The following is a 14,008-nucleotide window of genomic DNA, read 5'->3' on the forward strand; positions in this document are numbered from 1 at the left end:
AGCGTCATATTTGTATAAGAGACAGATTTAAAGAACTTTCCTTGTGCAAACATAGGATGACAACTTTTCGAAAAATTCTAAAATCTGCATTCTACATTCTGAAATCTAAAACTACATCCCCGTTCTAATCGCTTCTACAGGATCTAATCGTGAAGCTGAAATGGCTGGTAAAATTCCCGAAATCAAACCTATTATTCCGGCTAATCCGGTTCCTAAAAGTATATTTCCTAATCCCAGAACAAATTCGAAATCCAGAGCTTTACTTAAGCCAACAGCAATACCCCAAACCAACAATAAACCAATTGCTCCTCCAATAACCGATAATATAATGGCTTCGAATAAAAATTGGAACATAATAAATCTATTTTTAGCGCCCAATGATTTTTGAATTCCTATCAAATTAGTACGTTCTTTTACTGAAACAAACATAATATTTGCAATTCCGAAACCGCCTACCAAAAGTGAAAAACCGCTTATCACCCAACCTCCCAGTTTCATACTTCCAATAATTCCATCTATAAAATCAGTAAAACCGGAGAAAACATTAATAAAAAAATTATCAATCTCCCCAGCTTTGACTCCACGATAAGCACGTAATTTTTGAGAAATCTCCGCCTTATATGCCTCCATATCGACTCCGCTTTCCGGTTTAAAAACAATAACATTGGTCAACGAAGTATTGTTATCTCCAAATTTTTGTCGGATAAAATTAACCGGAACATAAACCGATGAATCATTACTATCTCCAAAAAGTCCTGCTCCTTTTTTAGTCAAAACTCCAATTACGGTAAAACGCTGTCCATACAACCGCACACTTTTCCCAATAGGATCTGCATTATCAAATAAGGAAGTGGCAATTTCGTCACCAATCACAATTACTTTAGCTCCTGAATTAGCTTCTGATTCATTGTAAAATCGTCCTTTAGAAAATTCTAATTTTTCAATATCAACAAATTCAGCCGAAACAGGAACAATATTCACATCACTCACCTGTTTAGAATCGTATTTTACAATCTCTGATTTCGTAAAAATTTGATAACCCAATTGATCGGTATTTGTCATAGCTCCTTTTAAATACACATATTCATCATACTTAACATTCGGGAATTGCTCTCTTTTCCATTTAGGAATATCAGTAGGTCCAAAAGAAGAATTTAGTAAATAAATTGTGTTTTTGTCTAAACCGCTTAAGTCATTGGTAATTTTTCTATCCAAAGAATCAACCGCTGCCAAAACAGCAATAATCGAGAAGATTCCAATAGTTACTCCAAGCAAAGAAAGAAGCGTTCTTAACTTATTATTGCGCAATGCATTAATAGCAAAAGCAAAACTTTCTTTCAACAATCGAAGATATAACAACATAAAAACTATTTTTAATAAGGTAAAATTCTACAAATATTATTCAAAATCCTAATATAAAATTCTTTTAACACAATAAAATACAGCGATTTCAGTGATATAAAAAAAAAGTTAATTAATTCTAAATTATCTCATTTCTAGTTAGCTAATTTTCACATTAAAAAACTACTTTTGCATTTTATAATTAAAACTATACATGAGCACATCTAAAACAATTCAATCTGCATTAATTTCGGTTTTTTCGAAAGAAGGTCTTGAGCCTATTGTTAAATTTTTACACAGCCAAAATGTTACTCTTTATTCAACCGGAGGAACTGAGGACTTTATAAAAAACTTAGGCATTCCTGTTGTAGCTGTTGAGGACATCACTGCTTTTCCTGAAATTTTAGGAGGTCGCGTTAAAACTTTACACCCAAAAATTTTTGGAGGAATCTTAAACCGTCAGGACAACGAAAGTGATGTTGCACAAATGAAGCAACACGATATCCCACAGATTGACTTAGTAATAGTTGACTTATATCCATTTGAAAAAACGGTAGCTTCAGGCGCTAGCGAACAAGATATTATCGAAAAAATTGACATAGGTGGAATTTCATTAATTCGTGCTGCTGCCAAAAATTTCAAAGACACTGTAATTGTTCCTTCTATGAACGAGTACAACTTGTTTTTAGACATCATTACAAAACAAAACGGAGCTACAACTCTTGAAGACAGAAAATTATTAGCTACAAAAGCATTCCACGTATCTTCTCATTACGACGGAGCTATTTTTAGCTATTTTAATACTGACGAAACGATCTACAAAGCAAGTATTGCTGATGGTCAAACATTGCGTTACGGAGAAAACCCTCACCAAAAAGGTTTCTTCTTTGGAGATTTTGATGCTATGTTTCAAAAATTACACGGAAAAGAATTATCATATAACAATTTATTAGATGTAGATGCTGCAGTTAATTTGATTAACGAATTCAAAACTGACGGACCTACATTTGCTATTTTAAAACACAACAACGCTTGCGGATTAGCTTCAAGAAAAACAATTAGCGAAGCTTATTTAGCAGCATTAGCCTGCGATCCAACATCAGCTTTTGGAGGTGTTTTAATTTCGAATACTACAATTGACGTAGCAACAGCTAATGAAATCAATCAATTATTCTGTGAAGTAGTAATCGCTCCAGGATATGACGCTGAAGCTGTAACTATTTTACAAGAAAAAAAGAACCGAATTATTTTAGTTCAAAATGATATTGAATTACCGCAAAAACAAGTTCGTACTTGTCTTAACGGATTGTTAATTCAGGAAAGAAACAACATTACAGACAATAAAAAAGATTTAACTACCGTTACCACTACAAGTCCAACAGAACAGGAAATTGAAGATTTAATCTTTGCTTCTAAGATTTGTAAAAACACAAAATCAAACACCATTGTTTTTGCTAAAAACGGAACTTTAATCTCATCTGGAACAGGTCAGACTTCAAGAGTTGATGCACTACAACAAGCTGTTGAAAAAGCAAAACATTTTGGATTTGATTTAAAAGGAGCTTCAATGGCTAGTGATGCTTTCTTCCCTTTCCCTGACTGTGTTGCACTGGCAAAAGAAGCTGGAATTACAGCAGTAATTCAACCAGGTGGTTCTATTAAAGACCAGTTGAGTATTGACTACTGTAACGAAAATAATTTGGCAATGGTATTTACAGGAACCCGTCATTTCAAACATTAATTTGTTTAACTTTGTTCGCTCCTAATTTTTAACTTATAAACCCTTAAAAATCGTATGGGATTTTTTGATTTCATGACCGAGGATATTGCGATAGACCTTGGTACCGCTAATACACTAATCATTCATAATGATAAAGTTGTCATTGACAGCCCTTCTATAGTTGCCAGAAACCGAATAACAGGAAAAATAATTGCTGTAGGTAAAGAGGCTAATTTAATGCAAGGTAAAACCCATGAAAACATTAAAACCATAAGGCCATTAAAGGATGGTGTAATTGCTGATTTTGATGCATCAGAGCAAATGATAAAAATGTTTATCAACAGCATTCCTGCATTAAAAAAGAAAATGTTTACTCCTGCTCTAAGAATGGTAGTTTGTATTCCTTCTGGAATTACTGAAGTAGAGATGAGAGCGGTAAAAGAATCTTGTGAGCGTGTAAACGGAAAAGAAGTGTATTTGATTCATGAGCCAATGGCTGCAGCAATCGGTATTGGTATCGATATCATGCAACCTAAAGGAAACATGATTGTTGATATTGGAGGTGGTACTACTGAAATTGCTGTAATTGCATTAGGCGGAATTGTTTGCGATAAATCAGTAAAAATTGCTGGTGATGTTTTCACAAATGACATCGTATATTATATGCGTACACAACACAACTTATTTGTGGGAGAAAGTACAGCTGAAAAAATCAAAATCCAAATTGGTGCTGCCATTGAAGATTTAGAAACTCCTCCGGAAGACATGTCAGTTCAAGGTAGAGATTTGTTAACTGGTAAACCAAAACAAGTTGATGTTTCTTACAGAGAAATCGCTAAAGCTTTAGACAAATCAATTCAGCGAATTGAAGATGCTGTGATGGAAACTTTATCACAAACTCCTCCGGAATTAGCTGCCGATATCTACAACACAGGAATTTATCTTGCAGGTGGAGGATCTATGTTAAGAGGTTTAGACAAACGTATTTCTCAAAAAACAGATTTACCGGTTTACATTGCTGAAGATCCGTTGAGAGCAGTTGTTAGAGGTACAGGAATGGCATTGAAAAACATTGGAAAATTCAAAAGCATTTTAATAAAATAAAAAACTAAAACCTTACAGCTTGTGAGCTGTAAGGTTTTAAAATTGATACATTAGTAGCATATCCTGAAATTAATAACCTAATAAGAGAATGCAGCAAATATTTAACTTTTTATTCAAAAACAGTAATCGATTACTGTTTTTGCTGTTATTAAGCGTTTCGCTTTTGCTTACGATACAGTCTCATTCTTATCATAAAAGCAGAATCATTAGCTCTGCCAATTTTTTAACAGGAGGTGTTTATGAAAAAATCAATAACATTACAGAATATCTGAATCTTAAGACTGAAAATGATGCTTTAGCTCTTGAAAATGCAAGACTTAAAAGTTTACTTTTCAATGCAAAAGATACTACTGCCATAAAAAAACCGGAAAATCTTAAAGGTGTTTACCCAGAAGATATTATAGTTTCAAAAGTGATTCACAATAATTATAATACACTTGAAAACTTTTTAACCTTGAATTCAGGTTCGAATGACGGAGTTAAAACAGATATGGGAGTTATCAATAGCTTAGGAATTGTCGGTATCGTAGATAAAACTTCTGCTAACTATTCGACAGTAGTAAGTATTTTAAATACAAAATCTCAGATTAATGCCAAAATCAAAAAATCAAATCATTTTGGATCATTAACCTGGAATGGTAAAAGTACTGGTTTTGTTCAATTGATTGATGTTCCCCGACTGGCATCCGTAAGAAAAGGAGATACGATTGTAACAGGTGGACAATCTGTTATTTTTCCTGAGAATATTAACATTGGAACCATTGACAAAATTTACATTGATAATGTAACCAATTATTACACTTTGAATATAAAATTATTTAATGATATGACTAATTTAGGTCATGTTTACATCATAAAAAGTAAAGACAGAGACGAAGTTAATAATTTAGAAAAAACGAGCAAAAAAGATGAATAGCACTTTGTTAGTCAATATTTTAAGGTTTATTTTATTATTAGCCCTTCAAATTATCGTATTAAACAATATGACTTTTTTAGGATTTATAATGCCTTTACCTTACATCTTGTTTATCATTTTATACCCTGTTAATTCTAATAAATCAGCCTTATTAGTCAGTAGTTTTTTCTTAGGTTTAATCATGGATATGTTTTCTAATTCTGGCGGAATACATGCCACAGCCTGTATAATGTTAGCTTTTTACAGACCTTATCTTTTCAAATTTGCATTTGGAGTAAGTTATGAATACCAAACCATAAAACTAAACGACTCTTTAACACCAGAAAGGTTTTCGTTTATACTTTTAGCAGTTGTAATCCATCATTTTACACTGTTTATATTAGAAGCTTTTCAGGTAACTTTTATTTTAGACATTCTAATTAGAACTTTACTAAGCACCTTATTTACAATCATTAGTTGTATTATAATAATATATCTTATTAAGCCAAACAAACGATGAGAAAACTTCTGCTGCCATCTATGATTATTATTGCAGCATCTTTGCTACTAGTTCGGATTTTTTATTTGCAGGTAATCAACGATACCTTCAAATTAAAATCAGAAAATAATGCTATCAAAATACAATATGAATATCCCGAAAGAGGATATATCTATGATCGAAATGGTAAACTCTTAGTTGCAAATCAGGCTTCTTATGATATCATGGTAATTCCAAGGGAAATTAAAAATTTAGACACCTTAGAATTATGCCAGTTATTAGATGTTAGCAAAGAAGAATTTTTAGAAAAAATTGCTAAAGCTAAAATCTACAGTCCGCGATTGCCTTCAGTATTTTTACCACAATTAAACAAAAATGAATTTGCTGCTTTTCAGGAAAAAATCAGAAAATTTGAAGGTTTCTATTTCCAAAAACGTTCTCTTCGTGATTACGAAGTAGATTTTGGTGCCAATATTTTTGGTTTCATTACTCAGGTAAATGAAAAAACTATTGAGAAACATCCTTATTATAAAAGTGGAGATTTAATAGGTAAACAAGGTGTTGAAGAATATTATGAAGATATTTTAAGAGGAATAAAAGGCGTTAAATATTTTCAGAAAGACAAATACAACCGTCTTATAGGTTCTTACAAAGAAGGAAAATATGATACCATTGCCGTACAGGGAGAAGATATCAATCTAACTATTGATGCCGAAATTCAGCGTTATGGTGAACAATTAATGATTAATAAAAGAGGAGGAATTGTTGCTATTGAACCTAAAACTGGTGAAATTCTGGCATTAGTTACCGCACCATCTTATGATCCTGGTATTTTAGTGGGTAGACAACGTTCTAAAAACTATACGTTATTATACCACGATTCTATTGCAAAACCACTTTATGACAGGGGTTTATTAGCCGAATATCCTCCTGGTTCTCCTTTCAAAATACTAACAGGATTAGTTGGGCTTCAGGAGAATGTTATCGACGAACACACCACTTTCATGTGTCATCATGGATTTAGTTATGCACCAGGTCGATTTATGAAATGCCACGGTTTTGGCCCACATCAATTAAATAATGGAATCTATAATTCCTGCAATTCCTATTTTGCAAATGTTTATTTGCGCATAATTGGAAAATACAGAAACACACCTTATGCTGTAGATACCTGGAGCAATCATGTTAAAAGCTTCGGATTAGGACAATTTATGGGCTATGATTTACCTACAGGCAGAAGAGGAAATGTACCAACTTCTAAATTGTATAAAAAGATATACCCTGATTGGAGTTATAGTGGAAAAACAATTATTTCTAATTCTATTGGACAAGGAGAAGTTTTAATGACACCAATCCAATTAGCAAACATGATGGCTACAGTGGCCAATGAAGGATATTATTATACGCCTCATATCATCAAAAAAATTAAAGGCGAACAAATTGATCCTAAATTCAAAGAAAAACATACTACAACTGTTGACAAAAAATATTTTAAACCTGTAATCCAGGGATTATTTGATGTATATAATTTTGGAACAGCAAGTTCATTGCGGGTAGATGGAATTGATATTTGTGGTAAAACTGGAACCGCTGAGAACTTTGCTAAAATTGGAGGTAAAAGAGTACAACTAAAAGATCACTCTATATTTGTTGCTTTTGCACCAAAAGACAATCCAAAAATAGCCATTGCCATCATGGTAGAAAATGGAGGATTTGGAGCTACCATTGCGGGTCCAATTGCGAGTTTGATGATTGAAAAATATTTAAGAAAAAAAATTACCCGAGTTGATTTAGAAAAACGTGTTCTTGGAATCAGTTTGAGAGATCAATATGCAAAACTAGGCGGAATGAAAGAAGCCAGTGCAATCGAAAGCACTCCAAAAGATTCTATTCGAAAATATAACGAGGTAAAAACAACTTCAGTAAAAGATACTACAAAGAAAACTAATTAAGAGATTCTTCTACAAATGAAAAATCAAAGTGTAAAGAAAAATATTGACTGGATATGCATTATCATCTATAGCCTTTTAGTGATAATGGGATGGCTGAACATCTATTCATCCTCATTATCTTCTATGGAAGAAACCTCCAGTAAACAATTAGTATTTATCATTCTAACGATTCCTTTAATTTTTGTTTTACTCTTTGTTGATGGTAAAGTTTACGAAAAATATGCCAGCGTAATTTATATCATCGGACTAATATCACTAGCAGGACTATTTGTTCTAGGAAAAACCATTAAAGGACAGGCTAACTGGTATTCTTTTGGTTCTTTTGGTATTCAGCCGTCTGAGTTTGTAAAATCAGCAACCGCTTTGGCTTTAGCCAAATATTTAAGTGATACCCAGATTAACTTAAAAAACACCAACAGACAACTTCAGGTACTCAGTATATTAGGACTTCCTATCTTACTTATTGTTTTTCATGATCCTGGAAGTGCCTTGATTTATTGCTTTCTTATTGTGGTATTGTATCGCGAAGGCTTACCTGCCTGGTACATTTGGACAGGATTTATAGCCATTTTGCTATTCGTATTAACACTCGTTTTAGAACCTGAATATGTCATTTTAATTTCTTTATTGGCTATAATTATTGTTTATTTAAAATCGCGTCTCGCCGATAGAAACATCATAGCCAGCAGTATCATATTTGTATTAATATCAGGTTTTGTTTTGTCTGTAGATTATGTTTTTGACAATGTTTTTAAGCAACATCATAGAGACCGTTTCAATATTTTATTAGGTAAAGCAGTCGATTTAAAAGGAATTGGATACAATACCAATCAATCTGAAATTGCAATTGGTTCCGGAGGTTTGTTTGGAAAAGGTTTCCTTGAAGGTACGCAAACAAAAGGAGGCTTTGTGCCTGAACAACACACCGATTATATTTTTACAACTGTAGGCGAAGAATGGGGTTTTGTAGGTTCAGTAGTAGTTGTGGCGCTATTTGTAACCTTATTACTAAGACTTATCTATTTGGCCGAAAGACAAAAAACCAAATTCAGTAGAGTTTACGGTTATTGTACAGCAGCAATTTTATTTATCCATTTCTTTGTAAATATTGCTATGGTTATCGGGATATTTCCAACAATTGGAGTTCCGCTGCCTTTCTTTTCTTATGGAGGTTCAGGACTCTGGGGATTTACTATTTTACTTTTTATTTTCCTTAAAATGGATGCTAATAAAGTAAACGAATGGTAAATTTCAAGTAATCAATTTCGCGCTGAAAATAGAATTCTGATATCTTAAATTTATATTTATAAAACCCGTCTTATCAATTGATGCGTGAGATCTGTTTTCCCATAAAGATTAAATTGATACTGTATATCTCTGTATGATTTCCTTCGCGAATCTTCGTCAAACAATCATTAAGCTAATTCGGATGGTAAATATAAAACACCAGACACTTTGATTATTTATCTAAAAGTAAAAAACGCTCTGAGAATTATCTTCTCAGAGCGTTTTTTATTTATTACTATTGACTAGATTAATATGTTTTAGCCAACTTTTCTTTTTTCGATTTATTATTAGCTGAAACCGGAGCTTTTTTCAAATTTACTTTAGTTTGTAAATCATCTAAAACATTTAAAGCTTCTTCAACATAAATATCTTTTGCTAAGCTTTCGTGCCAACGATCACGTTTTTCTTTTAAAATATTATCCTTATTCATTTGTTCTGTTTCATAAGGTAAAGAAGTAAACTTTAAATCATTTTTGTAATCAAAAATAGGCTTAAACTTCTTAGCTTTTTCTTCAATTGTAGTTTGAGCTTTTCTAAACTTATCAATATTCAAACTGTATTCGTTTTCATCGCTTCGCGTGTCAATCCATTTTGCATTTTCCTCAATCAACTTAAATTGCGGATTAGATGCAATACGCTCTTTACTTTGTGAAATAGCTCTATTGAAATTAGCATTATTAGTCCAAACTTTATAATCAGCCGGATCAATTTTATCCCAAGGCATTGCATTCTCTACATCTCGTTCTCCCATTTTTAAATAAGAATAACGATCCGGCATTACAACATCACTGCTTACACCTTCTAACTGAGTGGAACCACCATTAATTCTATAAAATTTTTGAGTAGTCGTTTTTAATGCACCTAAATCACCTAATTCATTACTACGTACAAATTGATTCAAATCGATTACATTTTGAACCGTTCCTTTACCATAAGTTTGTTTACTACCTATGATAACACCACGTTTGTAATCCTGAATTGCTGCTGCAAGAATTTCAGAAGCCGAAGCAGAAAAACTGTTCACCATAATTACTAATGGTCCGTCCCACTCTATCTTTTTGTCTCTGTCATACAAAACTTCTTTCTTTCTTCCTGCCGATTTTATCTGAACAATTGGACCTTGCTCAATAAACAATCCAGCAATATCCACAACAGTTGATAAAGATCCTCCTCCGTCATCACGTACATCTAAAACAATACCATCAACCTTAGCTTCTTTTAAACGTTCTACTTCCTGAGCAATATCTTTACCAGCATCTCTTCCATCTTTATTTTCAAAATTGATGTAGAATTTTGGCAAATAAATCACACCATATTTCAATCCGTTTTTGTTTACTACACTTGATTTAGCATAGGTTTCTTCTATTTCAACAATATCTCTTATAATTGAAATTACTTTTATAGTTCCGTCAACTTTCTTGATTGTCAAACGAACTTCGGTACCTTTTGGTCCTTTAATTTTCTTAACCACATCATCAAGGCGCATTCCTACCACATCAACTGGCTGACCATCACCCTGAGCCACTTTCATAATTAAATCCCCTGCTTCAAGTTGTTTTCCTCTCCAGGCTGGTCCTCCCGAAATTAATTCAGAAATCTCAGTGTAATCATTTTTCTTTTGTAAACGGGCTCCAATACCTTCTAATGTTCCACTAATACTTACATCAAAACGCTCTTTTTCTTCTGGTGCAAAATAGTTAGTATGTGGATCAAAACGGGCAGTAATAGAATTAATATAAACCGAAAACCAGTCGTTACGATCTAAATCTTTCATGAAACCAAAATATTCATCCAATGATTTAGTCGTGCTTTCACGCGTTTCTTTTTCTAATTCTTCAAATGATTTAGGCTTACTATCTGCAGCTAAAGCTTCTTTTTTAGCTTTTTCAGCAGCAGCATGTTCTTCTGGAGATTCTAACGGATTAGAAAGAGCCGATGTATCATCCTTAGAAGGTTTTCCTTTATTTTCCTGAATTTTCAAACGATCTGTCAATGACGAAAGTGTACTCAGTTTTAATTGCTTTCTCCAACGCTCTTTTAAGTCAGCATCAGTTTTAGCATAAGGTGCTTTTTCATAATCCGTATTAAAACTTTCGTCAATAGTATAATCAAAAGGTGTTTTTAAAATTTCTTTATACAAACCCTGACTTTCTTTCATTCTTTGCATCAAACGGTCATACGTTAATGTAAAAAATGTCAAATCTCTGTTGATTAACTCATCGTCTAATTCTAATTCGTATTTAGAAAATTCATCTATATCCGATTGCAAAAAGAATCGTTTAGAAGGATCCAGCGCTTTTATATAATCTTTATAAACTCCTTTAGAAAAATTATCATCAATAGCTGCAGGATCATAATGTCCTTTTTCAATAACAAAAGTCAATAATTCTAAAAGTAATTTATCTTTATCTCCATCAGCCTCAGCAGCCGATTTTATTTTAAAAGCAAAAAGTGTTACCGATAAAATGGCAACGGCAATAAGTAATTTATAATTTCTCTTCATAAGACTAATAATAGCATTCATCTATTTTTTTAAACTAAGTTAATCGAAAAACCAAGCCAACAATGATAAGGGCTCTATAATTTTTTGTTAAAGATATAAAATTGTTCTTTTCTTAATAGCAATAATCATGCAACTAAATAAAATTTACTTACTTTGTTTCAAATCTTTTTTAAAACGCTTTACAGCGACACAAAAAAAATCAATTTACCTAAACCATTTTATTGATGAATAAAACGAAACCTTTAATTCTAATTACCAATGATGATGGTGTTTCGGCTCCCGGAATTAATACTTTAATTGCCGTTATGTCTGAAATTGCAGAAGTTGTAGTCGTTGCTCCAGACAAACCACAAAGCGGAATGGGACACGCTATTACAACTAACGAAACCCTATACCTTAACAAGATTTCGTTAGAAAACGATCCTGTTTTAATATACAGCTGTTCAGGAACTCCTGCTGATTGTGTAAAAATAGCGGTCAACGAAGTAATGAAAAGAAAACCTGACTTATGTGTTTCAGGAATCAATCATGGTTCTAATTCGGCTATAAATGTCATCTATTCAGGAACAATGAGCGGTGCTATCGAAGCTGGAATTGAAGGCATTCCTGCCATAGGTTTTTCACTTTTAGATTTCGATTGGAATGCTAATTTCGAAGAAATAAAACCTTTTGTTCGAAAAATAACTTTAGAAGCATTAGAAAAAAAACTGCCTCATGATGTTGTTTTAAATGTGAATTTCCCAAAATTAAAACAAAAAGAAATCAAAGGAATTAAAATTTGTCGTCAGGCGAGAGCTTACTGGAAAGAAAAATTTCATAAACGAAAAACACCTCAGGGACGTGATTATTATTGGTTATCGGGAGATTTTGTAAACGAAGATCACGGAGAGGATACTGATGAATGGGCATTAAACAATGGTTACATTTCTATCGTTCCGGTACAATTTGATTTAACAGCTTATCACGCTACCCAACAACTCAATTCCTGGAATTGGAACGAATAAAAACCAGCTTTATTTGATTCCTGATAGCGGAATGGTTAATTTTGGTTACTGATTTAAATTAAGCAGCATAAAATGAAATACTACATTATAGCCGGAGAGGCATCAGGTGATTTACATGGTTCTAATTTAATGAAATCACTTTTTAAAGAAGATCCTAATGCCGAAATCCGTTTTTGGGGTGGCGATTTAATGCAGGCTGTAGGCGGAACTTTGGTCAAACATTACCGTGAATTAGCTTTTATGGGATTTGTTGAAGTGCTTTTTAATTTAAAAACGATATTGAATAACATCAAAATCTGTAAAGACGATATTATCCAATTCCAACCTGATGTAATTATTTTTATTGATTATCCCGGTTTTAACATGCGTATTGCAAAATGGGCAAAAGAAATTGGAATCAAAACGCATTATTATATTTCACCGCAAATTTGGGCTTGGAAAGAAAACCGCATCAAAGCCATCAAAAGAGATGTTGACAAAATGTATGTGATTTTGCCTTTCGAAAAAAACTTTTACGAAGACAAACATCATTATCCAGTAGAATTTGTGGGTCATCCGCTTATTGATGCTATTCAGAATCAAAAACCTATTGAAGAAGCTGTTTTTAGAACCGAAAATAATTTAAACGAAAAACCCATTATCGCTTTACTTCCTGGAAGCAGAAAACAGGAAATTACTAAAATGCTTTCGGTTATGCTTAGCATAGTCGATGATTTTCCTGATTACCAATTTGTAATTGCCGGCGCACCAAGTCAGGAATTTTCTTTTTATGAGAATTTCATAAATAAAAAGAATATCAAGTTCATTTCGAACAAAACCTATGATTTATTAAAAATTGCCCACGCAGCTTTGGTAACTTCAGGAACGGCTACCTTAGAAACGGCACTTTTTAAAGTTCCGGAAGTTGTTTGTTATAAAGGAAGTTCGATTTCGTACCAAATTGCAAAACGGATTATTACTCTGAAATACATCTCTTTAGTCAATTTAATTATGGATGAAGAAGTAGTAACCGAATTAATTCAGGACAATTGCAATACTAAAACCATAAAAAAAGAGTTAACTAAAATACTGGACTCTGAATACCGCAAAAAACTTTTGGCTAAATATGATACTTTAGAACAAAAATTAGGAGGAACAGGCGCTAGCGAAAAAACAGCTCAATTAATTATTGCCGATTTAAATGCATAAAATACCTTTTTTAAAACCATTATTTTTCTTATTCTTAATTTCAATAATTTTTACTTCCTGTAAATCTACAGCAGTATCAACAAACCGAGGTAATAAACTTGCTGAACAAATTATCGAATCAGCTTCAAAAAATCTTGGCGCTCCATACAAATATGCCGGAACAACTAAAGCTGGTTTTGATTGTTCTGGATTGGTTTTTACAACTTTCAGTCAACATGATATCAAACTGCCTCGAAGCTCAGCCGATCAGGCTAAAGTGGGAATAGATTTAGGTAAAAATATTTCAAAAGCGAAAAAAGGGGATTTAATCTTTTTTAGAACCAGCAATCGTAATAAAATTAATCATGTTGGTATTATAACCAAAGCCAAAGACAACGAAGTGGAGTTTATTCATTCTTCCACTTCCAGAGGAGTCATAATTTCCTCTATCAAAGAATCTTACTACGAACGCACTTTTGCACAACTTAGCAGAATCATTCCTTAAAAAACAAAAATACAATAGAAAATTCGTACTT

The 14,008-nt window shown here is 32.8% G+C and carries 11 protein-coding genes; 9 read left to right on the plus strand and 2 right to left on the minus strand.

The genetic code is table 11. From position 1 onward, the window contains the following. Positions 1-111: 111 nt before the first annotated feature. Positions 112-1,362, minus strand: a complete 1,251-nt coding sequence (locus FEM21_RS10055; protein ID WP_035660088.1) for an ABC transporter permease — start codon at positions 1,360-1,362, stop codon at positions 112-114. A 193-nt stretch (positions 1,363-1,555) separates the two neighbouring features. Here FEM21_RS10055 and purH point away from each other — a divergent pair, with 193 nt between their 5' ends. The 6 genes from purH to rodA all read left to right on the plus strand — a co-directional run bounded on the left by purH (position 1,556) and on the right by rodA (position 8,759). Continuing rightward, positions 1,556-3,082 (plus strand): bifunctional phosphoribosylaminoimidazolecarboxamide formyltransferase/IMP cyclohydrolase, encoded by a 1,527-nt coding sequence (gene purH, locus FEM21_RS10060; protein WP_035660091.1) that lies wholly within the window; start codon positions 1,556-1,558, stop codon positions 3,080-3,082. A gap of 54 nt (positions 3,083-3,136) precedes the next feature. Further along, positions 3,137-4,165, plus strand: coding sequence for a rod shape-determining protein (locus FEM21_RS10065; RefSeq protein ID WP_035660093.1), 1,029 nt, complete (start codon positions 3,137-3,139; stop codon positions 4,163-4,165). A gap of 88 nt (positions 4,166-4,253) precedes the next feature. Further along, entirely contained in the window at positions 4,254-5,081 is an 828-nt protein-coding gene (mreC, locus tag FEM21_RS10070; protein ID WP_035660095.1) for a rod shape-determining protein MreC, read from the plus strand. Next, positions 5,074-5,580 (plus strand): hypothetical protein, encoded by a 507-nt coding sequence (locus FEM21_RS10075; protein ID WP_035660098.1) that lies wholly within the window; start codon positions 5,074-5,076, stop codon positions 5,578-5,580. The genes mreC and FEM21_RS10075 overlap by 8 nt, the downstream gene beginning before the upstream one ends. Beyond that, complete coding sequence (gene mrdA / locus FEM21_RS10080) at positions 5,577-7,511, plus strand: penicillin-binding protein 2 (RefSeq protein ID WP_035660099.1); 1,935 nt, start codon at positions 5,577-5,579, stop codon at positions 7,509-7,511. The genes FEM21_RS10075 and mrdA overlap by 4 nt, the downstream gene beginning before the upstream one ends. A gap of 15 nt (positions 7,512-7,526) precedes the next feature. Beyond that, positions 7,527-8,759, plus strand: a complete 1,233-nt coding sequence (gene rodA / locus FEM21_RS10085; RefSeq protein WP_035660100.1) for a rod shape-determining protein RodA — start codon at positions 7,527-7,529, stop codon at positions 8,757-8,759. A gap of 286 nt (positions 8,760-9,045) precedes the next feature. On the opposite strand, the gene FEM21_RS10090 is transcribed toward rodA, so the two are convergent. Further along, a complete protein-coding gene (locus FEM21_RS10090) occupies positions 9,046-11,322 on the minus strand; it encodes a carboxy terminal-processing peptidase (RefSeq protein ID WP_035660102.1) in 2,277 nt (758 codons plus the stop codon). Positions 11,323-11,525: 203 nt separating this feature from the next. Between FEM21_RS10090 and surE the strand changes: the two genes are divergently transcribed. The 3 genes from surE to FEM21_RS10105 all read left to right on the plus strand — a co-directional run bounded on the left by surE (position 11,526) and on the right by FEM21_RS10105 (position 13,977). Continuing rightward, positions 11,526-12,305 (plus strand): 5'/3'-nucleotidase SurE, encoded by a 780-nt coding sequence (gene surE, locus FEM21_RS10095; RefSeq protein ID WP_035660104.1) that lies wholly within the window; start codon positions 11,526-11,528, stop codon positions 12,303-12,305. A gap of 72 nt (positions 12,306-12,377) precedes the next feature. Next, positions 12,378-13,493, plus strand: a complete 1,116-nt coding sequence (gene lpxB, locus FEM21_RS10100; RefSeq protein WP_035660105.1) for a lipid-A-disaccharide synthase — start codon at positions 12,378-12,380, stop codon at positions 13,491-13,493. After that, the gene (locus FEM21_RS10105) at positions 13,486-13,977 is read left to right on the plus strand and encodes a C40 family peptidase (protein WP_035660108.1); all 492 of its coding nucleotides are present in this window, start codon (positions 13,486-13,488) and stop codon (positions 13,975-13,977) included. Before lpxB ends, FEM21_RS10105 begins: the two co-directional genes overlap by 8 nt. The last annotated feature ends 31 nt before the right edge of the window (positions 13,978-14,008 follow it).

It is taken from the genome of Flavobacterium seoulense, from assembly GCF_000695795.1.
Lineage (GTDB): Bacteria > Bacteroidota > Bacteroidia > Flavobacteriales > Flavobacteriaceae > Flavobacterium > Flavobacterium seoulense.